Here is a 23,336-nt window from a genome sequence, read left to right as displayed (position 1 = left end):
GAACCCAATGGCTCTCGCCCGACCCGACCACACCCGAATCCCCTACGAACAAGGCCAATTCGGTGCAGTGGACGATCTGCCCGATGCACACACCGCCGATGCACACACCGACGCATATCCGGACGACCTGGCCGACAGTTCGGTCGCCGAACTGGCCGAGGAGTTTCCCGACCGGCTGACCGAGGAGTTCGACCGTGCGGTGGACACCTACCTTCGGGACCTGTTGGCCGCGGAGGCCGAGCCCTGGACCGAGGGCCTCGCCACCCGGTTGACCGACCGGGCCGGCGACCGGGTGAGCGAACTCCTCGCCGACCTGCGGGGCCGTCTGGCCGGCGGCAAACGACTGCGTCCCGCCTTCTGTGGCTGGGGTTTCGTGGGAGTGGACGGTACGCCGCCCGACGACACAGCCGTCCGCGCCGCGGCCGCCCTGGAGCTGCTGCACACCTTCGCGCTCGTCCACGACGACGTGATGGACGGCTCGTCGTCGCGCCGTGGCATACCTGCTCTGCACACTTCGCTGCAGGCCCGGCACACCGGGCTCGGCTGGCGTGGCGACCCGCGGCGCTTCGGGGAGGGACTGGCGGTGCTGGTCGGCGACCTCGCGTTCACCCTCGCCCACCGAATCGCCGCCGGCCTGCCCGATTCGGCCGCGCGGACCTGGCACCAGATGTGTACCGAACTCGTGATCGGGCAGCACCTGGACATGCTGGGCAGTGCCACCGGCGAGCGCGACGCCGACTACGCCACATCCGTCGCGACCCTGAAGTCCGGTCGCTACACAGTTGTCCGCCCGCTACAGCTGGGAGCAGGCCTGGCGGGCGGATCGAGGTCGCTCGCAGCGGCGTACGCCGAGTACGGAAATCCGCTCGGTGTCGCGTTCCAGCTGCGGGACGACCTGCTCGGCGCGTTCGGCGACAGCGCCGCCACCGGAAAGCCGGTCGGTGAGGATCTGCGGGAGGGCCGGCCGACCCTGCTGCTGGCGGTAGCCGCCGAACGCGCCGGGCCCGCCGAACGCCGGTTGCTGGACCGGGTCGGCGACCCCGGCCTCGGTGACGACGAGGTGGCCGAGCTGACCGCCGTACTCCGCCGCACCGACGCCGACGTCGAGGTCGAGCAACAGGTCAAGCTGGCCGTCGACCGCGCCCTGCTCGCGCTGGAGCGGGCGCCGGTCCACCCGAGGGCGGTGCCCGCGTTGCGCGCGCTCGCCGAGGAGGCCGCGTGGCGGCAGCGATGAACGACGCGCGGGGGAACGACGCACCGGTCCTGGTCACCGGCGTCACCGGGTACGTCGGCGGCCGGCTGGTCCCCGAACTCCTCGAACGCGGCCACCGCGTCCGGGTGCTCACCCGTTCGGTCGACCGGATCCGCGAACGCACCTGGTTCGCCGACGTCGAGGCCGTGGAAGGCGACGCCGGCGACCCCGACGTGCTCGCGCGGGCGCTGGACGGCGTGTCCGTGGCGTACTACCTGATCCACGCGATGGGTACGTCGGCGAAGTTCGAGGAACGCGACCGCGGCACCGCCACCGAGTTCGCCCGGGCGGCCGAGCGGGCCGGGGTGAGCCGGATCGTCTACCTCGGCGGCATCACCCCCCTGGACGAGAACGGCCGGCCGGTGACGGACCTGTCGCCGCACCTGCGTTCGCGGGAGGAGGTCGGGCGCATCTTCCTGGACTCCTCGGTCCCGGCCGCGGTACTGCAGGCGGCGGTGATCATCGGCTCGGGCTCGGTGTCGTTCGAGATGCTGCGCTACCTCACCGAACGGCTGCCGGCGATGGTGGCGCCGTCGTGGGTGCGCACCCGGATCCAGCCGATCGCGATCCGGGACGTGCTGTGGTACCTCGCCGAGGCGCCGCGCCTCGCGCCGGACGTCAACCGTACGTTCGACATCGGCGGCACCGACGTCCTCACGTACGAGCAGATGATGAAGCGGTTCGCCGCCGTCGCCGGGCTGCACCGGCGGGTGATCGTGCCGGTGCCGGTCCTCACGCCGAGGCTGTCCAGCCACTGGGTGGGGCTGGTGACGCCGGTGCCGAGCGGGATCGCCAAGCCGCTGGTGGAGTCGCTGCGCTATGAGGTGGTGTGCCGGGAGAACGACATCGCCGACCACCTCGGCGGACCGCCCAACCGGCTCGGGTTCGACGACGCCGTCTCCCTTGCCCTGAAGCGGATCCGGGAGGCCGACGTGACCACCCGGTGGTCCTCGGCGTCGGTGCCGGGCGCGCCCAGCGACCCGCTGCCGACCGACCCGGACTGGGCCGGCGGCAGCCTGTACGTCGACGAGCGCCGGCGCCGGGTGCACGCCTCACGGGACGCGCTGTGGTCGGTGATCGAGGGGATCGGCGGCGAGCGCGGGTGGTACTCGGTGAACGCGCCCTGGCGGGTACGCGGACTGATGGACCGCGCCGTCGGCGGTGTCGGGCTGCGGCGCGGACGGCGCGACCCGAACAGGCTGCAGGTCGGCGACGCGCTGGACTGGTGGCGGGTGGAGGCCCGCGAACCCGGCCGGCTGCTGCGGCTGCGCGCGGAGATGCGGCTGCCCGGCCTTGCCTGGCTGGAGTTCCACCTCGAAGACGCCGACGGTGACGAGGTGACCCTGGTGCAGCGGGCGGTGTTCCACCCGCGCGGGCTGGCGGGTCAGGCGTACTGGTGGAGCATCATGCCCTTCCACGGGGTGGTCTTCGGGACAATGATCGCCAACATCGCCGAGGCCGCCGAACGCGGTCGGTCACGGCCGCTGCGAACGCACGAGCGGTGGCGCCGTGAGGTGGCCGCACGGCGAGACGAAGGAGACCACCGATGAGCGCGACCGGCCCCGGCACCGGCACCGGCCCCAGTTCCGGCACCGGCCTGAGCGGCACCCGTCCCAGACGCCGGGTGGTCATCGTCGGCGCCGGGCTCGGCGGGCTGTCCGCCGCCTGCCACCTCGCCGGCGCGGGCCACCAGGTCACCGTCGTCGAACAGGGCTCGCGACCGGGTGGCCGGGCCGGGCGGATCGAGTCCGGCGGCTTCACCTTCGACACCGGGCCGACCGTGCTCACCATGCCGGACCTGCTGGAGGCGACGTTCGCCGCGGCCGGCACCTCGATGGCCGACCTGCTGACGCTGCGCCCGCTGGACCCGTCGTACCGCGCGAACTTCGCCGACGGCTCGACGATCGCGCTCCGGCACGGCCGGGAGGCGATGGCGGCGGAGATCCGGGAGAAGTGCGGGCCGGCCGAGGAGGCCGGCTTCGTGCGCATGTGCAACTGGCTGGAATCCCTGTACCAGTTGGAGATGCCGGCCTTCATCGACCGCAACTACGACCACTTCTGGGACCTCGCACGGCCGCTGGGCCCAGCACTCGGCCTGTTCCGGCTGGGCGCGCTGCGGCGGCTGGAGAGCGCGATCCGGCGGTACTTCACCGACGAGCGGCTGGTGCGGCTGTTCAGCTTCCAGGCGATGTACGCCGGGCTCGCACCCCAGCAGGCCCTCGCGGTGTTCGCGGTGATCACCTACATGGACTCCGTACGCGGGGTGTACTTCCCCGAGGGCGGCATCGGCGCGGTGCCGGCGGCGATGGCGACGGCCGCGCAGAAGGCCGGCGCCACCTTCGTCCACGGCGCCCGGGTCGTCCGCGTGCTGCACGAGGGCGACGTGCCCGGGTCGGCGGGCGGCGGTCGCGCCGCCCAGGTGCGGGGCGTACTCCTCGCCGACGGCACCGAGATCCCCGCCGACGCGGTGGTCGTCAACGCCGACCTGCCCACGGCCTACCGCACGCTGCTGCCCGAACTCACCGCGCCGGTGGCCGCGCGCAAGGGCCGCTACTCCCCGTCGGCGTTCGTGTGGCACGTCGGGGTGCGCGGCCTCCCGCCGCCCGAGGCGACCCACCACAACATCCACTTCGGCAAGGAGTGGTCGTCGTCGTTCCGCACCCTGCTGCGCGAGGGCAAACGGATGCCGGACCCGTCGGTGCTGGTCACCGTGCCCACGCTGACCGACCCGGGGCTGGCGCCGGACGGTTCCTCGGTGCTGTACGTCCTGGAGCCGGTGCCGAACCTGTCCGGCAAGGTCGACTGGACGGTCGAACGCGGCGCCACCCGCGACCGGCTGGCCGGGCTGGTCGAGGGGTGGGGCTACCCGAGCGACGTCGTGGTCGAGGAGACCGTCGACCCGACCGACTGGGCCTACCAGGGCATGGCGCGGGGTACGCCGTTCGCCCTGGCGCACACGTTCTTCCAGTCCGGGCCGTTCCGCCCGCCCAACGTCGACCGCCGGATGCGCGGCCTGGTCTTCGTCGGCAGCGGAACCGTCCCAGGGGTTGGCGTTCCGATGGTGCTCGTCTCCGGACGGCTGGCCGCCGAACGCGTGGAGGAACTGTGAGCGGGAGCGGGGGCTCAGGGGGATCCGCCGAGGACACCAGACAGGGCAAGGACGGGTTGACACCGGAACTCCGACGGTCGTACGACCTGTGCCGCACGATCGCCCGCGCGCACGGCAAGACGTACTCGATGGCGGCCCGGCTGCTGGACGCCGAGCAACGCCGGCACGTGCACGCGGTGTACGCGTTCTGCCGGGTCGCCGACGACATCGTGGACGAGGCCGGCGAGCGTGACCTGGCCCAGACCCGGGCGGAGCTCGCGGAGTTCGGCGCGAGGTTCGAGGCCGACCTCGCCGCCGGGCACTCCGGCCATCCGGTGCTCGCCGCCGTGGTGCACTCGGCACTCACGCTGCACATCGACCCGGAGTGCTTCACGCGGTTCATGCGGTCGATGTCGATGGACCTGGACACCGCGAAGTACGACACCTGGGCCGACCTGATGGACTACATGGACGGGTCGGCCGCGGTGATCGGGGAGATGATGCTGCCGGTGCTGCGGCCTCGTGTCAATGCGGCCTTGCGCCCGGCGCGTGACCTCGGGGTGGCGTTCCAGCTCACCAACTTCCTGCGCGACGTCGGCGAGGACCTCGACCGCGGCCGGGTCTACCTGCCACAGGAGGACCTGTGGCGGTTCGGCGCCGACCCGCAGGCCCGCACGGTCACACCGGAGTGGCGGGCGCTGATGCGGTTCGAGATCGCCCGCAACCGCGAGATCTACGCCGCCGCCGACGCCGGAATCCCCATGCTGGCAGGGCGTTCGGCGCGTTGTGTGCACACCGCGCGGGTGCTCTACAGCCAGATCCTGGACCGCGTCGAGGCCGCCGACTACGACGTGTTCACCGCTCGCGCCCGGGTGCCCGGCCGGCGGAAGCTGGCGGTGGCGGTGCGGTCGATGCTCGGCCGCGCGCCCGGCCGTGGTCCTGGTCGCGCTCCCGGGAGCCCAGCCGATCCCACAACAGCAACGTGAGCGTCATGAGGCTGAAGCCGAACGCGAAGTCCTCCACCGGGATGTCCCACGGCGCCCGGATGCCGCTGGCGTGGCTCTCGGCGTACAACACGATCGGCGCGCTCAGCTTGGTGAGCCAGCCGTCCACCGGGATCTGGAAGCCGAACACGATCACGGCGGTGATCCAGAACGCCGGGCGGCGGAACATCCCGGTACGCAGCCAGGCCAGCTCCAGCACCATGACGAGGACCACGGACACGACCGCGGCCAGGGTGTACTCAGGCATGCTCGGCCCCCTGCGGTTCGCCGACCGGAGCGGCTCGCCGCGCGCGGCGGCGGTCGGCGAGGTAGCCGAGCATGGTGGTCACCGACTCGTACGTCAGCAGTGCGCAGATCGGGATCACCAGGAAGAACGCGAACTCCTCCACCGGGATCCGCAGCGGCAGCAGCCAGCCGGTGGTGTAGCGGTCGCTGAAGTGCCAGTGGCCGCGGGCGACCGCCACCGCGTCCCAGGCGAGGAACACCACCAGCACCGGGACGAGCGTGCGCACCAGCCGGCTCGGGCGGCGGTAGACCCGGGCACGGAACACGAACTCCAGCGGCAGGGTCAACACCAGGCACGCCGCCATCAGCAGGAGGTACTGGAACCTGTCGATCTGCGGACTCCTCAGCACTCGGTGCGGCACGGCGGCATCCCTGGAGTCTGTCCCGCGACAGACCCCCGGCGCCGGGTCCGGCCGGGCGTACGCGCGGACAGACCACCTGCGAGGGTAGTAACGAGATGAACGGCACCCAGGGTTCCGGGGGCCACGACCGCGAAGACGATCCCGCCGATCCGGCGGAATCCGCGCGTTCGGGACACCCGCTCGACCTCGCCGAGGTGGCTCGGCGGCTGGACGTGCACTACATGACGGCCTACCGCTACGTCCGCCTCGGCCGGCTGCCCGCTGCCCATCGCGGCGGCCGCTGGTGGGTGGATCCGGCCGATCTGGACCGGTTCGCCGCGCAGCGTACCGCCACACCGCCCGCCCGGCGGGGCGACTGGCATCCGGAGGCCTACCGCTCCCGGCTCGGCGAACGCATGGTCGAGGGCGACGAGGCGGGCGCCTGGGCGGTGGTGGAGTCCGCGCTGGTGTCCGGCGTCTCGCCGAAGGACGTGATCCTCGGCGTGCTCGCCCCCTCGATGCGGACCCTCGGCGAGGGCTGGCAGGAGGGCCGGTTCACGATCGCCGAGGAGCACCGCGCCAGCACCGTCGCCCTGCGGCTGGTCGGCCGGCTCGGGCCGCTGTTCGCCCGCCGGGGACGCCCACGCGGCACCGTCGTCCTGGCCTCGGTGACCGGCGACCCGCACAGCCTGCCCACCGCGATGGTCGCCGACGTGCTGCGCGGCGAGGGGTACGCGCTGGTCGACCTCGGCGCCGACACGCCCGTCCGGTCGGTGGTCGAGGCGGTCGGAAAGACGCCGCGGATCCTCGCGCTCGGGCTGAGCGCCGGCGCCGACCAGCACCTGGACGCCGTACGCCGCACCGTCCGCGCCGTCCGCGCGGAGCGACCCGACCTGCCGATCTACGTCGGCGGACCGGCGGTGGTCTCCGCCGGGCAGGCCACCGACCTCGGCGCCAGCGGCTGGGCCGCCGACGCCGGCGGGTTCGCCGACCTACTGGAAGGACTGACTTCTTGAGCGACGCCGAAGCCCCGGCCACCGGAACCACCACGGCGGGGGGAGCCGGAGGCCACACGACGGTGGTGTTGTTCACCCGGGACCTGCGGGTGCGCGACCACCCGGCGCTGGCCGCCGCCTGCCGGTGGTCCGCACGGGTGGTGCCGCTGTTCGTGGTGGACGACCGGATCGTCCGGGGTCCGTACGCCTCGCCCAACCGGGGCGCGTTCCTGGGCGAGGCGCTGGCCGACCTGCGGGACAGCCTGCGCGACCGCGGCGGGGACCTCGTGATCCGGTCCGGCGACGCGGTGACGGAGACGCTGGCGGTGGCGAGGCAGGTCGGTGCCGACCGGGTGGCAGTCAGTGCCGACGTCACGGCGTACGCCCAGGCCAGGCAGGACCGGCTGGCCCGGGAGTGTGAGCGTGAGGGGCTGGACCTGGCGTTGTTCCCGGGCGTCACCGTGGTCCCGCCGGGTGAGCTCCGGCCCGCGTCGGGTGCGTCGTACCAGGTGTTCACGCCGTACTGGCGGGCCTGGGACGCAGCCACCTGGCGTACTCCCGACCGCGCGCCCACCCGGGTGGAGCTTCCGGACGGGATCGCGCCCGGCGACCTGCCCGGCCGCGCCGACCTGGTGTTTGGCGACACCTCCCCGCGGCTGCCGAAGGGCGGGGAGAGCGCCGGCCGGGCCGTGCTGGACGCCTACCTGCGCAGGCTGCCCGGCGACGGCGGCGAGCTCGACCGGGACGACCTGCCCGGTGACCAGACCACCCGGCTCAGCCCGTACTTCCACTTCGGTTGCCTGTCGCCGCTCGGGGTGGCCAACCGGCTGCGCGGCAAGGCCGACGACGTCGTACGCCAACTCTGCTGGCGGGACTTCTACCACCAGGTGACCGCCGCGTTCCCCCGCATCTCCACCGACGACCTGCGCAACCGGGGCCGGGAGTGGACCGCCGACACCGAGGACGCGGTGGAGGCGTGGCGCACCGGGCACACCGGCGTACCGCTCGTGGACGCCGGGATGCGGCAACTGCTGGCCGAGGGCTGGATGCACAACCGCGCCCGGATGCTGGTGGCGTCGTTCCTCACCAAGCAACTCGGGGTCGACTGGCGGATCGGCGCCGCGCACTTCATGCGCTGGCTGGTCGACGGCGACGTCGCCAACAACTTCGGCAACTGGCAGTGGGTCGCCGGCACCGGCAACGACACCAGGCCCAACCGGGTGCTCAGCCCGATCCGGCAGGGTGAGCGGTTCGACGCCGACGGGGAGTACGTCCGCCGGTACGTCCCCGAGCTGGCCGGGATCGAGGGCGGCGCGGCGCACCAGCCGTGGCAGCTGCCCGAGGACGTACGCCGTAATCTGGACTACCCGCCACCGTTGATCGACCCCGTGCCCCGGCGCGGACCGAAGGGACCCACGTGACCGACCGGCTGTTGCGCCCGACCCAGGTGGTGGCGGGCTTCGACGACGCGGCCGACACCTACGACCTTCTGGTCGGATCCAATCCCGGCTACCACACCCATCTGCGCAGGTCGGCCCGCCGGCTCGTGCCGCTGTCCGGCGACGGGTCCGGGCTGCGGCTGCTCGACCTCGGCTGCGGCACCGGCGCCTCCACCGCCGCCCTGCTGCGGGTCGCGCCGCGCGCCCGGGTCGTCGCCGTCGACGGGTCGGCCGGGATGCTGGCCCAGGCGCGCCGCAAGCCCTGGCCGGCCGGGGTGACGTTCGTGCACGCCGACGCCGGCGACCTGACCGCCGGGCTGGCCGCGGTCGGTGAACACGAGCCGTTCGACGGGGCGCTGGCCGCCTACCTGCTGCGCAACCTCGACGATCCCGACGCCCTGCTGCGGGAGGTGTTCGGCCTGCTGCGCCCGGGCGGCACGCTCGCCGTGCACGAGTACTCCGTCGCCGGCTCGCCGCTCAGCAGCGCCGTCTGGCGGGCGGTGAGCACGTCGATCATCGTGCCGATGGGCCGGGCGGTGTCCGGTCACCCCGCGTTGTACGAACACCTGCGGCACAGCGTGCTGCACTTCGACAGCGTGGGCGAGCTGTCCGCGCGGCTGCGGTCGGCGGGCTACACCCGGGTGCGGGTGGCCCCGATGTCGGGCTGGCAGCGCGGGATCGTGCACACGTTCCTCGCCAGCCGTCCGGCCACCGCGGGCGCCAACGGCCAGGTCAACGGTCAGGTCAACGGCCGGGTGGTGAACAGCCACGCGAGAGGCCAGGCGAACGGGAAGGTCGACGGACACGTGAACGCGCACGCGGGGAAGGTCCTGGACAGGCTGGGCAATGGATCCGAGGGCCGGCATGCCGACCGGACGGCCGACGGTGCAGCTGGCGGAACTGCTGACGGGAACGGCTCGCCGCGGCCGCCGGGACGGGACCGCCGGGCGACGCTGCTCCCCTCCCCCACGGTGCGCCCGGTGCCGCGACCGCCGGAGGCTCCCCGGGTCGCCGTCGTCGGCGGCGGCATCGCCGGGGTGAGCGCCGCGGTCGCGCTGGCCGAACGCGGCGTCCGGGTCGTCCTGTTCGAACGCGAGCCGCACCTCGGCGGCCGGCTGGCCGGCTGGTCCACCCGGCTGAACGACGGCAGCGAGGTCACCATGACCCGCGGCTTCCACGCGTTCTTCCGGCAGTACTACAACCTGCGTGCGCTGATCGAGCGGGTCGACCCCGGACTCGGTTCGCTCGTCCCGCTGCGCGACTACCCGCTGCTGCACGCCGACGGTGTGCGCGACACGTTCACCCGGGTGCCGCGTACGCCGCCGTTGAACGCCGCCGTCTTCGCCGCGACCAGCCCGACGTTCGCCGCCCGCGACTTCCTCCGGCTCAAGCCCCGGGCCGCGCTGCCGATGGTGGACGTGTCGGTGCCCGACGTCTACCACCGGCTGGACGACGTGGACGCGCTCACGTTCCTCAACCGCATCGGGTTCCCGGCGGCCGCCCGCGACCTGGCGTTCTCGGTGTTCTCCCGGAGCTTCTTCGCCGACCCGCGGGACCTGTCCGCGGCCGAACTGGTGGCGATGTTCCACCTGTACTTCCTCGGCTCCAGCGAGGGTCTGCTGTTCGACGTGCCGTCCTCGCCGTTCCCGCAGGCGTTGTGGAACCCGCTCGCTTCCTACCTGTACGACCGCGGCGCGCAAGTGGAGCTTGACACCCCGGTCCGGTCGGTCGAGCCGAGTGCCGTCGGCGGTGGCGGCCGTACGCACCTCGTGCACACCGACAAGGCGATCTACGACGTGGACGGTGTCGTGCTGGCCGCGGACGTACCCGGGCTGCGGTCGCTGGTCACCGGGTCCGCTGCACTCGGCACACCCGAGTGGCGGGACCAGCTGGCCGGGTTGCCGAGCGCGCCCGCGTTCCTGGTGTCCCGGCTGTGGCTGTCCACGCCGGTGCGGGCGGACCGGCCGGCGTTCGCGGGTACGGCGGGATACGGCCCGCTGGACAACGTGAGTGTGCTGGACCGGTACGAGGACGAGGCCCGGGCCTGGGCTGGGCGCACCGGCGGGTCGGTGGTCGAACTGCACGCGTACGCCGTGCCCGACGGCACCGACCTGGACAAGCTGCGCCACGAGGTGCTCGAGCAACTGCACCGGGTGTTCCCGGAGACCGCCGACGCGACCGTGGTGGACGAACGCCACGAGTTCCGCGCGGACTGCCCGCTCTTCCCGCCCGGCGGGTTCGACCGGCGGCCCACGGTCACCACCCCGGATCCGGGCGTCGTGGTCGCCGGCGACCTGGTGCGCGTGGACGCGCCGGTGGCGTTGATGGAACGCGCCGCCACCAGCGGCCTGCTCGCGGCCAACCACCTGCTCGCCCGGTGGGGCCGCCCGACGCACCAGGTGTGGAGCGTCCCGAACGCCGGCCGGTGGCGGGCGCTGCGGGCGTTGTCCCACCGGTACGCACCCGCTGGTTCGGGGGCCGGCTCGGACGTCAGGTCAGGCTGAGGCGGACGACCGCTCCGGTCTCCAGCGCCACCCACACCGCGCCCGCGGCGTCCACTGCCAGGCCGTGCGGCTCCCTGCCGTACGGGCCGGCATCGGGACCGGCTATCTCGAACGCGGTGGCGGACTGCATGCGAGAGATTCTTCCGCGGAAGAATTCCGCTCCTCAACTCGAAATGCTTTCCACGGGCCTGTTCGGCCCCGATCAGACTCGAGCCGCTCGGCTCGGGCGGGGAACGTGAAAGCCCGCGGTGGTCAGGGCAACCCGCAGCTATCACACTTGGGTGCCAGACCCGCCGGATTGGCCGCAGCGTGGAAACTCGCGGTGGTCAGAGCCACCCGCGGTTTCCGCACTCCGATCAAAGCCGGCACTAGCGCGGGAAGGTCGCGAGTTCGGCGACCGCCTGGTCGAGGTCGTCGGGGATGCCCTGGCCGAGCAGGCGTACGAACGCCTCGTCACCTGAGGCGGCGAGCTCGCGGATGCTGTCGGCCTGCGACCTGACCCGCGCCCCGACCACGTCCAGGAACTCTCCGGTGGTCGCCTGCCAGCCGTAGGTACGAAGGAACCGTTCCAGCCGGCGTGGCCTGGCCGCGAAGTCGGTGAACCCCTCGGCCGCGACGACGCTGCGGGTGTGCAGGGGAACCCAGCTGAAAGCGGCGAGGGCCAGGTCCCACTCAGGAGTGGCCGGCCCGGCGAAGTCCCAGTCGAAGAACCCGGTGAGCCTGCCCCGGTGCCAGGCCGCGTTGTAGGTGGCGGCGTCGTTGTGGGCGATGATCAGGCCCGGTGACCACGAGCCGCCCCCGCGCCAGACGGCACCGGACGGAGGTACGAAGTCGGCGACCGCCCGGTGGTAGGCGCACATCCAGCGGGCGACCTGCTCGAGGGTGTCGTCAGCGAAGACCCAGGCAGGTCGCGGCCTGCGCGTTCCGACCGTCTCGCCGTCGAGGAACGTGAGCACCTCGCGTCCCTGCTCGTCGTACCCCAAAGGCCGCGGGGCACCCGGAAACCCCTTGCCCGCAAGGTGTTCGAGCAGCGCGTGCACTGCCGGCGTCCAGGGCCCCGCCGCGCGGCGGACCGTGTCTCCTACTCGCACCGCACCGCCGACGTTGCCGCCCTCGAGCCGCTGCTCAGTCACGCAGACATGCTGGCACGTCCACTCAACCCTCTTCCGCGGCTCGGCTCGGACGGGGAGCGTGAAAGCTCGCGGTGGTCAGGGCCACCTGCAGCTTTCACACTCCGGCGACCGGTCGGTCGAGTGGGCCGCAGCGTGAAACTCCGCGGTGGTCAGGGCCACCCGCGGTTTTCACGCTCCACTAGCCCGGGGCGGCGGGCTCGATCGGATCGACCGGCGACGAGATTCTTCCGCGGAAGAATTCCCGGGGCCCGGTCGGTGAGGTTGGCACGGCCTCAGCCGGGGAAACGGCCGGTGCTGCGCAACTCGTACCGGCGTTCGGCGTAGGCGAGGTCGTCCTTCCACAACCGGCGGGCGGCGACGCGCATCAGCGGGCGCACCGCCGGCGCGACCCGCCGCGCCACCGCGAACCCGGGCCGTCCGGAGTAGGCGATCGTCGCCTCGATGACCGCGGTCAGCGGCCGGCCCCGGTCGTCCACGCCGAGCGGGGTGGCGTGGGTCTCCACCACGCTGGTCGCGCCCTCGCCGTCGAGGATGTGCATGACGACGGTGCGCGGCTCGGGGCAGCTGAACGCCACCCGCACCGGCACACCGACCCGGCCGGCGACTCGGAAGGTCACCTCCACCACGAGGTTGTCGTCCTCGGGCGAAGGATCACGCGGGGCGTCCAGCACCTTCAGGTGGGCGAAGGAGTACGGGTGGAACCACGCGCCGTGCCACGGGTCGAGCCGGTTGGCCACGACGTCGGCGGGTTCGCACCGGCCGACCACGGTGGCCACCGCGTCGATGCTCACCGGGACGTCCGGCCGCTCGGGCAGCACCGGCGCGGGCAGCGGCTCCTCCCCGCCCGGGCCGTCCAGCCGGACCCAGCACAGCACACCGTCGTCGTGGACGGGATAGGGATCCCAGCCCGGAAAACCCTGCGCGCCGAGGCCGAGTCCGTGCCAGCGGCAGATCAGCTTGCCCCCGTCAACTGCGGCTTGACACAGCGGTGCGCCGAGGTGCGGGCAGGCACCGGGGCCGACGTGCGGCGCGCCGTCGGGCGTACGCCAGGCGACCAGCTCGATCCCGGCGACCGTACGCCCGAACGGCCGGTCGGCCCGGATCTCCGCGCTGCTCGCCAGCACGAACCAGTTGCCGGACGGCCTGGCCTCGGCACGCTTGAGGGCGGCCTCGATCAGTCCGGGGCGCGCGCCTTCCCACGTGGGCGTCTGCTCCGCCCACCGGGTCGCCGCCATCCGCCGCAAGGGGATCTTGCTCGCGACCCGCTCGGTCAACCGCCCGGCCATCTGCCCACCTCGCCCGCCTCGCGTGTGTTACCGCTCCCACGCTAACCGCTCGCAGGCTCAGGGGCTGGTCTGCCCTACTTCGCGCCGGTCCCCTACTTCGCACCGAGATCACTCAGGGCCTTGTCGGCGCCGGAGTTCAGCGGGATGGGGTCGGTCTTGCGCGCGGTGTCCAGGGAGATGTCGTTCGCCGCCGGGTTGACCTTCGCCAACTCCGCCTTGCGGTCGAACACCAGCTTGACCAGCTTGCCGGCGAGCTCGGGGTCGAAGCCCTTCTTCACCACCAGCACGTTGGGTACGACGATGGTGGGCACGTCGGCGGGCTGGTCGTACGTCGCCTTCGCCAGTGTGCCGGGCTCGTAGATCTCGCCGTACTCCTCCCGCAGCTTCGGCAGCTCCGCGGACAGGTCGAGGAACTTCACCTTGCCGCGCAGGGACGTGGTGAGGTCGGTGATGCCGCCGGTGGGCAGGCCGCCGGACCAGAACATCCCGTCCACCGTGCCGTCCTTCATGCCGTCCTGGGTCTCCGGGAGGCCGAGCCGCTGCGCCTTGACGTCCTTTGCCGGGTCGAGTCCGGCGGCCCTGAGCAGCCGCTGGGCGATCACCTCGGTGCCGGAGTTCGGCGAACCGGTGGAGATGCGCTTGCCCTTCATGTCGGCGATCGAGTCGATGCCGGAGCCGGTGCGTACCAGCACGTGGGTGTAGTTGGGGTAGAGCCGGGTCAGGGCCTCGATCGGCTGCTTGGACTTGAACGCGCCCTTGCCCTCCACCGCGTCGTCGGCGGTGTCGGCGAGGGAGAACGCGACGTCGTAGGTGCCGGCCACGATGCCCTGGATGTTCTGCACCGACGCGCCGGTCTCACTGGCGGTGGCCTTGTAGCCGTCGAGGTCCTGGCCGATCAGCCGGGCCAGGCCGCCGCCGAGCTGGTAGTAGACGCCGGTGGTGTTCCCGGTGGCGATGGTGAGCCGGCCGCCGGAGCTCTTGCCGCCACCACCACTGCCGCCGCCCGCGTCGTCGCTGCCGGAGTCGTTGCGTTTGCCGCCGCAGCCGGCCAGCGCGAGCACGCCCGCGAGCAACGCCACCGCGATCCGCAGCGGCAGCCGGGTGGACCGGTGAGTGAACCTGGTCATGTGGTGCTCCCTTGCGTGTCCGGCACCGGCGCGCCAGGCCTGCCACGCAGGCGGCGCCGGAGCAGATGGAGGACGACGGCGACGCCGATCAGAGCGCCGCCGATCCCGGCGGTGAGCGGTTCCAGGTAGAGAAGCAGGAGTGCGGCAATAAAGGCAAGGACCCTTTCCGGCGCGTTGGCCGGCCCGACGATCCAGCCGCCGGTGGCCGCGGCGAGTGCGGCGACGGCGAGCACCGACACCGCGGTGGCCGCGAGGATGCCGAGGATCGGCCCCTGTGCCAGCAGGGCGGAGCCGTTGTCGGTGAGCACGAACGCGAACGGCACCAGGAACGCCGGCAGCGCGTACCGCCAGGTGGCCCACATCGTCCGGATCGGATTGCCGCCGGTGATCGCGGCCGCGGCGACGGCGGCCAGGGCGGTCGGCGGGCTGACCTCGGACAGCACGGCGTAGTAGAAGACGAACATGTACGCCTCGGGCCGGCTCACGCCGAGCTCCACCAGCGCCGGGGTGATGATGACCGACGCGATGATGAACGACGCGGTGACGGGTACGGCGAGACCGAGGACCGCCACCGCGACCGCCGCGAACACCGCGGTCAGCACCAGCACCAGCGTCGGGTGGTCGCCGACGACCTGGGCCGCGTCGATGATGATCCCGGCCAGGTTGAGGCCCAGGCCGGTGAGGGTCACGACCGCGACGATGATGCCGGCCGCAGCGCACACCGCCGCCACCGGAAGGACGCTGCGGGTGCCCGCGGCCAGCGCCTCCAGCAGCCGGCGCGGGCCCATCCGGTGCGCGGGGTCGAGGAACGAGAACAGGAACTGCAGGATCGTGGCGTACACGACCGCACGGAACGGCGGGATGTCGGCCGCCATGAACGCCACGATCAGGAACAGCGACGCGAAGTGGTAGCCGAAGCGCAGCAACAGCTTGCGCGCCGACCCGGCCGGGATGTCCACTGCGCGGGCGCCGTGCCGGCGGGCGTCGATCTCGATCGCCAGAATGATGCCGACGTAGTAGAGCAGTGTCGGGATGATCGCGTACACCAGCACGGTGAGATAGCTGGTGCGCAGGAGTTCGGCGATGATGAACGCCGCCGCGCCCAGGGTCGGCGGCGACAGGATCGCCCCGATGCCGGCCGCCGCCAGCACCCCACCGCCCTGTTCGCGACCGTAGCCCGCGCGGCGCAGGATCGGCCACGACACCGAGCCCAGGCTGACCGCGGTCGCCGTACCCGAGCCGGAGACGGTGCCGAGCAGGAAGCCCGCGAGGGTGACCGTACGACCCGGCGCGTTCGGTGACTGCCGGCCCTTCCGGCCCTGGAACGCCGCGAACGACAGGTCGATGAAGAACTTCCCCGCGCCCGACATGTCCAGGACCGCGCCGTAGATCGTGAACAGCACGATGTAGGTCGCGGCCACGTTGAGCGGGGTGCCGAAGTACCCGCTGGTCCCCATGTAGAGCTGCGGCACGATCTCGTCGATGTTGAAGCCCACGTGCGCCAGCGACCAGTCGGCGGGGAGGTAGCCGCCGTAGTAGGCGTACCCGAAGAACGCCAGGCAGATCGCCGGCAGCCACCATCCGGTCGTACGCCGGCACGCCTCCAGCACCAGCAGCGTGAGCAGCAGCCCGGCCACCAGGTCCAGGGTAGTGGGCACCTGGCGGCGTTCGAGGAAGCCGTCGAAGTCCACCAGCGGGTAGAGCGTGACCGCCAGGGAGAGGGCGGCCAGCGCCCAGTCGAGGATTCCCGGGTTGTCGGACAGCTCGGCGCTGTCGGCACTGTCGGCGCCATCGGCGCTGTCGGGGTCGCTCGAGCTCGCCGGCGGCTTCGGCCTCGGCCGGTACGACACGAACGTCAGCGGCAGGATCGCGGCGAGGAAGAGGACGAGGTAGTACTGCGTACCCCTGGCCAGCGGGAAGAACACGACGTACAGCACGAACACGCTGACCACCGCGCACGCCACGGTGACCACCAGCGCGACCCGGCCGGACAGCCGGCGGGCGGGGCGTTCCTCGTCGTGCTCGGCGATGATGCGCTCGACGTCCGGCCGCTCCTCCGCCGGCCTCTCCGGCTTCTCCGACACGGTGGAGGATCTGGTCGACGCTGGGTGATCACCCTCTGACATATGTCACGCTCTCCCCATGGACGAGCTTGCGCACGCAGGACTCGGCCCCCGGCCGTTCGCCCGGTGGGCGGACCCCGAGGACGCGGCGGTGCCGTCGAGCAAGGTCCCAGTGTGGCTGGTACGTCGCCTCGGTGGGCTGACCCCGAGCCCGGCGGTGCCGGTGTCGGACATACCGGTGCCACCGAGTGCGCTGCCGTCCGCCGCCACGGACGCGCTGCGGTCCGCGGTCGGCGCGGCGCACGTCGGCACGGACGCGCCGGCCCGGCTGGCGCACGCGGGCGGGCAGTCCTACCTCGATCTGCTCCGCCGCCGCACCGGCGTCGAGGTCGCCATGCCGGACGCGGTCGTGTCGCCGGGCAGCCACGCCGAGGTGGCTGCCGTGCTGTCGGCCGCGGGCGAGCACGGGTTCTCTGTCGTGCCGTACGGCGGCGGCACCAGCGTGGTCGGCGGGGTCGAGCCGGTCCGGGGCACCGCACCGGACGGGGAGCCGCGGCGCGCGGTGGTGACGCTGGACCTGTCCCGGATGGACGCGCTGGTCGGCGTGGACGAGGTCTCGCGTACGGCGACCTTCCAGCCCGGCGTCACCGGCCCGCGCGCGGAGGCGCTGCTCGCGCCGTACGGCCTCACCCTCGGCCACGTTCCGCAGAGCTTCGCCCGGGCCACGATCGGCGGCTACGTCGCGACCCGCTCCGCCGGCCAGGCCTCCACCGGGTACGGCCGGCTGGACGACCTGGTGGTCGCGCTGCGGCTGGCCACCCCGGTCGGCGAGGCGCGGGCGGGCACCGGCACGCCGAACGCCGCCGGCCCGGACCTGCGGGCGCTGTTCGTCGGGTCGGAGGGCGCGTTCGGCGTGGTCACCGAGGCCACCCTGCGGGTGCGGCCGGCGCCGGCCGAGCACAGGTACGAACTGTGGGTGTTCCCGTCGTTCGAGCGCGGGCTGGCGGCGGTGCGGGCGTTCGCGCAGGACTGCCCCCGGCCGCCTGATGTCGTACGCCTGTCCGACGAGGAGGAGACCCGGACCACCCTCGCCACGCAGGGGGCGGCGGGCCGGGCGCTGTCGATCTACGTCCGGACCCGGGCGGGCCGCACCCCGGCGGTCTGCGTACTGGGCTGGGAGGGCGCGGCCGGCACGACCTCCGACGCGCGGTCGGCGGCCCTTCCCGTGCTGCGGGCGCACGACGCCATCCGGGTCGGCACCCGGGCCGGGCAGGCCTGGCGGCGGCACCGGTTCGCCGGCCCGCACCAGCGGGACGTCCTGCTGGACGCGGGCGCGCTGGCGGAGACGGTGGAGACCGCCACCGACTGGGTGAACCTGCCCCATCTGTACGACGCGGTGCGTACGGCACTCATCACCAGCCTCGAAGGGTGCGGCACCCCTCCGATGGTGTTCGCGCACGTGTCGCACATCTATCCCACCGGCGCGTCGCTCTACTTCACCGCCCTCGCCCGCCGGTTGGCCGACCCGGCCGCCGCGGTCGCGCAGTGGGCGGACGCCAAGGCGGCCGCGAGCGAGGCGATCCGTGCCGCCGGCGGCACGATCACCCACCACCACGCGGTCGGCCGCACGCACCTGCCCTACCTCGAGGGCGAGATCGGCCCGGTCGGCGCCCGCGCGCTGGCGGCGGTGAAGGCCGCGCTGGACCCGGCCGGGATCCTCAACCCCGGCGTGCTGGTCGAGCCACCGAGCGGCGCCGGTGGCGACGGCGTACGCCCCCGGGAGTAGATCCGCCGCCCGCCCGCACGCCGTCCGCCGTACCCGAGATCGCCCCGGTGAGCGGACGCCACGCACCTGGTTCCCCCGGCAGGCTGGGACACGGGCTGGGACACACCCGCCCGCACCGGGCACTCCGCCCGGCGGCACCGCGCACCCGCGCACCGCGCACCGCGCACCTGCGCACCCGCGCACCGCGAGAAGGAGTCGTCATGACCGACCGACCGTTCCGCTTCGGCGTCGTCGCCGGGCTCGCCCCCACCGGAGCCGCCTGGACGGAGACCGCCCGCCGCGCCGAGAACCTCGGCTACGACACCCTGCTGGTGCCGGACACGCTGTGGACCCTCTCCCCGTGGGTCGCGCTGAGCGCCGCCGCGGCCGCCACCTCCACGCTGCGCCTCGGCACGTTCGTCCTCAACGCTCCCCTGCGCACGCCCGCGGCGGTCGCGCACGAGGCGATGAGCCTGGACCTGGCGAGCGACGGCCGGTTCGAGCTCGGCCTCGGTGCCGGTCGGCCCGGAGCCGAGGCCGAGGCGGCCCGCCTGGGGCTGCCGTGGGGCACCCCGGGTCAGCGGGTGGACCAGCTCGCGGAGACGATCCGGACGGTGAAGGAGACGCTGGCCAAGAGCACCGCCGACGCCACGGCCGGGCAGGCGCGCGGGCCGGTGCTGCGGGCGGTGCAGCAGCCCGGACCGCCGATCATGGTGGCGGGTGCGGGGCGGCGGCTGCTCACGCTCGCCGCCCGCGAGGCCGACATCGTGGCGCTCGGGGTGGCGCCGACCGGCACGGAGTACGACCTCGCCACCAAGGTGGGCGAGCTCCGCGACGTCGCCGGCGACCGGTTCGACAGGCTGGAGATCGCCTACAACCTCGCGGCGGTGGCTCCGGCACCTTCGGACCTGCCCGGCTGGCTGGCCGGACAGCTCGGCGGGGACCCGGCCGAACTCGCGCGCGGTGGCTCGGCCGCAATCCTCACCGGTTCGCCCACGGAGATCGCCGACGCGCTCCGGCGGCGCCGGGACGCGCTCGGGATCTCCTACATCAACGTGAACGGGGCGTTCATGGACCAACTCGCGCCGGTGGTGGAAGCCCTCACCGGTCGGTGAGATCCACGGGATTTCTGTACAACCCTCGTGAACGGCGAAGCTCCGACGTAGGTATGGCCTGGTCCGGACCGGTCACGCCGACTTGCGGCTGATCATGACGAACCCGGCCCGCTGCCGGCAAGACCTTGCAGCGGATCCGCAAGAACTGGTAGGAGAGCCCTTTCCCGTTGTTGCCGGCACCTTCCCGATCCGGCCCGCGGCCGCCCGCCGATCCCTACCGTGACCGCATGTCCACCACCACTACGCCTACCGGCAGGGTGCTGCACGCCACCGGCGCCACCCCTGCCGGAATCCCCACCAGCCATGCCCGTCTGCGCGCCTGGGTCGAAGACGTCGCCCACCTGTGCGAACCGGACCAGATCTACTGGTGCGACGGTTCGGACGAGGAGTGGGAGCGGCTCACCGACGAGCTCGTCGAGGCCGGCACGCTGGTCCGCCTGAACCCGGCGAAGAAGCCGAACTCCTTCTGGGCGCGTACCGACCCCAGCGACGTCGCCCGGGTGGAGAAACGCACGTTCATCTGCTCCCGGCGCGAGGCCGACGCGGGCCCCACCAACAACTGGATGGACCCGCGGCAGATGAAGGACACGATGACCGAGCTGTACCGCGGCAGCATGCACGGCCGGACGATGTACGTCGTGCCGTTCTGCATGGGCCCGCTGGACGCCGAGAACCCGTTGTACGGCGTGGAGATCACCGACTCGGCGTACGTCGCGGTGTCGATGCGGATCATGACCCGGATGGGGCAAGCCGTCCTTGACGGTCTCGGATCCGACGGTGACTTCGTGCCCTGCCTGCACTCGGTGGGCGCGCCGCTGGAGCCGGGCGAGCAGGACGTGCGCTGGCCGTGCGACGACACGAAGTACATCTCGCACTTCCCCGAGACCCGGGAGATCTGGTCCTACGGCTCCGGTTACGGGGGCAACTCCCTGCTGGGCAAGAAGTGCTACTCGCTGCGGATCGCCAGCGCCATCGCCCGCGACGAGGGCTGGCTGGCCGAGCACATGCTGATCCTCAAGCTCACCTCGCCCGAGCAGCACGTCCACTACGTCGCGGCGGCGTTCCCGAGCGCGTGCGGGAAGACCAACCTCGCCATGCTCGAGCCGACCCTGCCGGGCTGGAAGGTGGAGACGCTGGGCGACGACATCGCCTGGATGCGGTTCGGACCGGACGGCCGGCTGTACGCGCAGAACCCGGAGTACGGCCTGTTCGGCGTGGCGCCGGGCACCGGCTGGAAGACCAACCCGAACGCCATGCGCACCATCGAGCGGGGCAACTCCGTCTTCACCAACGTCGCGCTCACCGACGACGGCGACGTGTGGTGGGAGTGCTACAGCGACTCACCGCCCACGCACCTCACCGACTGGAAGGGCCGGGACTGGACGCCGGGCAGCACCGAGCCGGCCGCCCACCCCAACAGCAGGTTCTGCACCCCGCTGCCGCAGTGCCCGATCGTGGCTCCGGAGTTCGACGACCCGCGCGGCGTACCCATCTCCGCGTTGTTCTTCGGCGGCCGGCGGGCGACCACGGTCCCGCTGGTCACCCAGGCGCGCGACTGGACGCACGGGGTGTTCCTGGCCTCCACGCTGTCCTCGGAGCAGACCGCGGCGGCGGAGGGGAAGGTCGGTGTCGTACGCCGGGACCCGATGGCGATGCTGCCGTTCATGGGCTACAACGCCGGGGACTACTTCGACCACTGGATCAACATCGGCAAGCACCACGACCACGCCAAGCTGCCGCAGATCTTCTACGTCAACTGGTTCCGGCGCGACGAGGACGGCTCGTTCCTGTGGCCCGGGTTCGGTGAGAACGGTCGCGTCCTGAAGTGGGCGATCGATCGCATCGAGGGCCGCGCGGACGCCCGGGAGACGCCGATCGGGTACGTGCCCGCTCCAGGCTCGCTGGACCTGTCCCAGCTGTCGATCGACGACGACACGGTCGAGGAGCTGGTGCGGGTCGACGAGGAGGAGTGGCGGGCCGAGGTGCCCGGCATCGCCGAGTGGTTCGAGACCATCGGCGACACCGTGCCGGCCGCGCTGTGGGGCGAGCTTGACGGCCTCAGGAGCCGGCTCGGGGAGCGGTGACAGCAGCGCCTCCACCTCGCAGCGACGACGCCGGCTCCGGCCGGTGCACGCCGCGCGGGCGGTAGCCGAGCGCGGCACTCTCACCGAGATAGTCCGCGAGCAGCCAGATCACCGCCAGCCACATCTCCGTGCCCTGGAGGCCGGGCGTGCGGTCGCGTTCGGGCCCGCGGTCGTCCTCCAGGGCGAAGGAGAACCCCGCGCCGGCACGCCACCGGGTGAGGGCCCGCTCCAGCTGCCGGCGGGCCCACGCCTCGCCCTCGTCGCGGCGCAGCCGGGTCTGCTTCCCGATCAGCCACAGCGGGTGGATCACGTCCAGCACGTTGCAGGCGTTGCCCAGGTCGTCGCCGAAGTACGCCCCGTCCCGGCTGTGGGTGAGCACGGTGTCCAGGGCCTGCTCGGGGTACGGCAGCGGTAGCCCGAACTGCGCATACGTGCCGCGGGTGAGCCGGTAGAAGCCGTTCACCGGCTGCAGCCACCGGCCGTTCACGTCCGGCCTGCTCCACATGCCGGTGAACGGGTCGGCGTTGGTGAGCAGCCAGCCGAACAGCGGCTCGGCCGGGCCGGTGACGCCGAAGTCGACCAGGTTGCGGTGCAGGGCGGTGCCCACGCCGTCAACCCACGAACCGGCCGACCAGCCGCGGGTGTCCCAGGGCAGCGCCGGCAGCCGGGAGAGGAGTTCGGGCCCGGGCAGGTCCGACACGGCGCGGACGGGGTGGGCGAACGACGTGCCCAACAGCTCCAACGCGTAACCCACACAGAGAATGTGGTAGCTCGCGCCGTTGTCAAGGCTGGGTTGCGCACGCGGATGTGCCGGTGTCGCGTACTCCGGAACGAGCCCGGTCGCGGCGTCCTGGCGGCCCCGCAGGTGCGCGGCGATCTCCTCGCCGGGCAGCTGTGGCGGTGTCGTGCCGAGCAGCAGGTCGGCGATCTCCACCGCGTCGCACCAGGCGCGCACGGTGGGTACGGCGCCGGGCCGGTCGAGGAACCGGCCACCGTGCAGGACACCCTCGCCGGAGTCGGCCACTGGTTGCCAGCAGCGGGCCAGCACGGCCTCGGCCTCCTCGCGGGCCCGGTCGGCGAACGCCGTCAGCCGCGCGGCCAGGTCGCCGCCGGCCGCCCCGGCCTGCCGAGCATTGCCGGCCTGCCCGTTCTGCCGAACCTGCCGACGGTCGCGGATCTGCCGCGCGGGGTTGCCGCCGACCACCGCCCAGGCGGGCACGTCCTTCGTCACCACCGCACCGGCACCGAGCACCGCGTGGTCGCCGACGTGCACGCCGTCCAGAACCACCACGTGCGAACCGATCCACACGTCGTCGCCGATGGTGATGCCCCGGGAGGTCGTCGGCTGCTTGCACACCGGCCGGTCGGGCGCGATCGAGTGGTTGAAGCCGAGCAGCGAGGTGTGCGCGCCGATCCGTACCTGGTCACCCATCCGGACCTGACCGCGCACCACGGAGTACGGGTTGAGCGTGCACTCCGACCCCATCTCCAGGACGTCCACCTTCACCAGGGCGTGGCCTCCGATGTAGGAGGTCGCGCCGAGGCGCAGCCGCCCGGGATGGACGTGGGCGCGGGGAGAGACGAACACGTCGGGGCCGAACTCCACGTCACCGCGGCCGACGAGCTCGTTCTGCCACTCCTGTTGCGCCTTGCGCTCGGCCTCGGTCGCGTCGCGGTGGAACGACCAGGGCGAGCCGAAGTCGTAGTACGTCTCGTACCGGAGGTCCGGCTGGAGGTCCGGCTGGGGCTCTGGACGGGTCTCGGGCACCGGCACATCGCCTTCGGTCATCAGGTCCCCCTCGGGAAAACGCTCTCCGACCTACCAGTCTGGAGTACCCGGCACGGTCGGGACAAC

The 23,336-nt window shown here is 72.8% G+C and carries 17 protein-coding genes and 1 pseudogene; 10 read left to right on the top strand and 8 right to left on the bottom strand.

Annotation, left to right across the window (positions count from 1 at the left end; translation table 11 throughout):
• Nucleotides 1-67: 67 nt before the first annotated feature.
• The 4 genes and pseudogenes from FHR37_RS29205 to FHR37_RS29190 all read left to right on the top strand — a co-directional run.
• Nucleotides 68-1,234, top strand: a complete 1,167-nt coding sequence (locus tag FHR37_RS29205) for a polyprenyl synthetase family protein (protein ID WP_175542690.1) — start codon at nucleotides 68-70, stop codon at nucleotides 1,232-1,234.
• Entirely contained in the window at nucleotides 1,219-2,802 is a 1,584-nt protein-coding gene (locus FHR37_RS29200; RefSeq protein WP_237768976.1) for an SDR family oxidoreductase, read from the top strand. Before FHR37_RS29205 ends, FHR37_RS29200 begins: the two co-directional genes overlap by 16 nt.
• On the top strand, nucleotides 2,799-4,361 hold the full coding sequence (gene crtI / locus FHR37_RS29195) for a phytoene desaturase family protein (protein ID WP_092886369.1): 1,563 nt from the start codon (nucleotides 2,799-2,801) through the stop codon (nucleotides 4,359-4,361). Before FHR37_RS29200 ends, crtI begins: the two co-directional genes overlap by 4 nt.
• A 128-nt stretch (nucleotides 4,362-4,489) precedes the next feature.
• A pseudogene (locus FHR37_RS29190) lies at nucleotides 4,490-5,167 on the top strand (phytoene/squalene synthase family protein); the annotation flags it as partial.
• A 28-nt stretch (nucleotides 5,168-5,195) separates the two neighbouring features.
• Here FHR37_RS29190 and FHR37_RS32185 read toward each other — a convergent pair.
• Together FHR37_RS32185 and FHR37_RS29180 are read right to left on the bottom strand one after the other, a co-directional pair.
• Nucleotides 5,196-5,591: a lycopene cyclase domain-containing protein gene (locus FHR37_RS32185; RefSeq protein WP_092886371.1), complete on the bottom strand. Its 396-nt coding sequence runs from the start codon at nucleotides 5,589-5,591 to the stop codon at nucleotides 5,196-5,198.
• Nucleotides 5,584-5,991, bottom strand: a complete 408-nt coding sequence (locus tag FHR37_RS29180; protein ID WP_237768977.1) for a lycopene cyclase domain-containing protein — start codon at nucleotides 5,989-5,991, stop codon at nucleotides 5,584-5,586. Before FHR37_RS29180 ends, FHR37_RS32185 begins: the two co-directional genes overlap by 8 nt.
• A 95-nt stretch (nucleotides 5,992-6,086) precedes the next feature.
• Between FHR37_RS29180 and FHR37_RS29175 the strand changes: the two genes are divergently transcribed.
• From FHR37_RS29175 to FHR37_RS29165, 3 genes are read left to right on the top strand one after another with little or no spacing between them, the layout of a single operon-like run.
• On the top strand, nucleotides 6,087-6,986 hold the full coding sequence (locus tag FHR37_RS29175) for a cobalamin-dependent protein (RefSeq protein WP_092886373.1): 900 nt from the start codon (nucleotides 6,087-6,089) through the stop codon (nucleotides 6,984-6,986).
• A complete protein-coding gene (locus FHR37_RS29170) occupies nucleotides 6,983-8,386 on the top strand; it encodes a cryptochrome/photolyase family protein (RefSeq protein WP_092886375.1) in 1,404 nt (467 codons plus the stop codon). Before FHR37_RS29175 ends, FHR37_RS29170 begins: the two co-directional genes overlap by 4 nt.
• A complete protein-coding gene (locus tag FHR37_RS29165) occupies nucleotides 8,383-10,908 on the top strand; it encodes an FAD-dependent oxidoreductase (RefSeq protein ID WP_092886377.1) in 2,526 nt (841 codons plus the stop codon). Before FHR37_RS29170 ends, FHR37_RS29165 begins: the two co-directional genes overlap by 4 nt.
• Here the strand turns inward: FHR37_RS29165 and FHR37_RS29160 are convergent.
• The 5 genes from FHR37_RS29160 to FHR37_RS29140 form a co-directional block, all read right to left on the bottom strand.
• On the bottom strand, nucleotides 10,895-11,038 hold the full coding sequence (locus tag FHR37_RS29160; protein ID WP_175542691.1) for a hypothetical protein: 144 nt from the start codon (nucleotides 11,036-11,038) through the stop codon (nucleotides 10,895-10,897). The two genes, FHR37_RS29165 and FHR37_RS29160, sit on opposite strands and share 14 nt — an antisense overlap.
• Nucleotides 11,039-11,276: 238 nt before the next feature.
• The gene (locus tag FHR37_RS33370) at nucleotides 11,277-12,041 is read right to left on the bottom strand and encodes a phosphotransferase (protein WP_092886379.1); all 765 of its coding nucleotides are present in this window, start codon (nucleotides 12,039-12,041) and stop codon (nucleotides 11,277-11,279) included.
• A 272-nt stretch (nucleotides 12,042-12,313) separates the two neighbouring features.
• Complete coding sequence (locus FHR37_RS29150; protein ID WP_202818274.1) at nucleotides 12,314-13,327, bottom strand: DUF5914 domain-containing protein; 1,014 nt, start codon at nucleotides 13,325-13,327, stop codon at nucleotides 12,314-12,316.
• 92 nt (nucleotides 13,328-13,419) lie between these two features.
• On the bottom strand, nucleotides 13,420-14,454 hold the full coding sequence (locus FHR37_RS29145; protein WP_092886381.1) for a TAXI family TRAP transporter solute-binding subunit: 1,035 nt from the start codon (nucleotides 14,452-14,454) through the stop codon (nucleotides 13,420-13,422).
• Nucleotides 14,451-16,538, bottom strand: a complete 2,088-nt coding sequence (locus FHR37_RS29140; protein WP_237768978.1) for a TRAP transporter permease — start codon at nucleotides 16,536-16,538, stop codon at nucleotides 14,451-14,453. The genes FHR37_RS29145 and FHR37_RS29140 overlap by 4 nt, the downstream gene beginning before the upstream one ends.
• A gap of 58 nt (nucleotides 16,539-16,596) precedes the next feature.
• Between FHR37_RS29140 and FHR37_RS29135 the strand changes: the two genes are divergently transcribed.
• From FHR37_RS29135 to FHR37_RS29125, 3 genes are all read left to right on the top strand, one after another.
• Nucleotides 16,597-18,303, top strand: a complete 1,707-nt coding sequence (locus tag FHR37_RS29135) for an FAD-binding oxidoreductase (protein ID WP_175542692.1) — start codon at nucleotides 16,597-16,599, stop codon at nucleotides 18,301-18,303.
• 200 nt (nucleotides 18,304-18,503) lie between these two features.
• On the top strand, nucleotides 18,504-19,397 hold the full coding sequence (locus tag FHR37_RS29130; protein ID WP_092886385.1) for a TIGR03621 family F420-dependent LLM class oxidoreductase: 894 nt from the start codon (nucleotides 18,504-18,506) through the stop codon (nucleotides 19,395-19,397).
• Nucleotides 19,398-19,624: 227 nt separating this feature from the next.
• Nucleotides 19,625-21,481 carry a phosphoenolpyruvate carboxykinase (GTP) gene (locus FHR37_RS29125; protein ID WP_092886387.1) on the top strand — a complete coding sequence of 619 codons (1,857 nt, stop codon included), beginning with the start codon at nucleotides 19,625-19,627 and terminating at the stop codon, nucleotides 21,479-21,481.
• On the opposite strand, the gene FHR37_RS29120 is transcribed toward FHR37_RS29125, so the two are convergent.
• The gene (locus FHR37_RS29120) at nucleotides 21,456-23,270 is read right to left on the bottom strand and encodes an acyltransferase (RefSeq protein WP_092886389.1); all 1,815 of its coding nucleotides are present in this window, start codon (nucleotides 23,268-23,270) and stop codon (nucleotides 21,456-21,458) included. The genes FHR37_RS29125 and FHR37_RS29120 overlap by 26 nt on opposite strands.
• Nucleotides 23,271-23,336 lie beyond the last annotated feature (66 nt).

The organism is Actinopolymorpha cephalotaxi (assembly GCF_013408535.1).
In the GTDB taxonomy this organism is placed as follows: Bacteria; Actinomycetota; Actinomycetes; order Propionibacteriales; family Actinopolymorphaceae; genus Actinopolymorpha; species Actinopolymorpha cephalotaxi.
This window is presented reverse-complemented; position numbering and strand designations above follow the sequence as displayed.

Bases quoted from the DNA above. Each gene is read 5' to 3' on its own strand.
- crtI (WP_092886369.1), top strand. From the start codon at position 2,799: ATGAGCGCGACCGGCCCCGGCACCGGCACCGGCCCCAGTTCCGGCACC.
- FHR37_RS32185 (WP_092886371.1), bottom strand. From the start codon at position 5,591: ATGCCTGAGTACACCCTGGCCGCGGTCGTGTCCGTGGTCCTCGTCATG.
- FHR37_RS29175 (WP_092886373.1), top strand. From the start codon at position 6,087: ATGAACGGCACCCAGGGTTCCGGGGGCCACGACCGCGAAGACGATCCC.
- FHR37_RS29160 (WP_175542691.1), bottom strand. From the start codon at position 11,038: ATGCAGTCCGCCACCGCGTTCGAGATAGCCGGTCCCGATGCCGGCCCG.
- FHR37_RS29150 (WP_202818274.1), bottom strand. From the start codon at position 13,327: ATGGCCGGGCGGTTGACCGAGCGGGTCGCGAGCAAGATCCCCTTGCGG.
- FHR37_RS29145 (WP_092886381.1), bottom strand. From the start codon at position 14,454: ATGACCAGGTTCACTCACCGGTCCACCCGGCTGCCGCTGCGGATCGCG.
- FHR37_RS29135 (WP_175542692.1), top strand. From the start codon at position 16,597: ATGGACGAGCTTGCGCACGCAGGACTCGGCCCCCGGCCGTTCGCCCGG.
- FHR37_RS29130 (WP_092886385.1), top strand. From the start codon at position 18,504: ATGACCGACCGACCGTTCCGCTTCGGCGTCGTCGCCGGGCTCGCCCCC.
- FHR37_RS29125 (WP_092886387.1), top strand. From the start codon at position 19,625: ATGTCCACCACCACTACGCCTACCGGCAGGGTGCTGCACGCCACCGGC.
- FHR37_RS29120 (WP_092886389.1), bottom strand. From the start codon at position 23,270: ATGACCGAAGGCGATGTGCCGGTGCCCGAGACCCGTCCAGAGCCCCAG.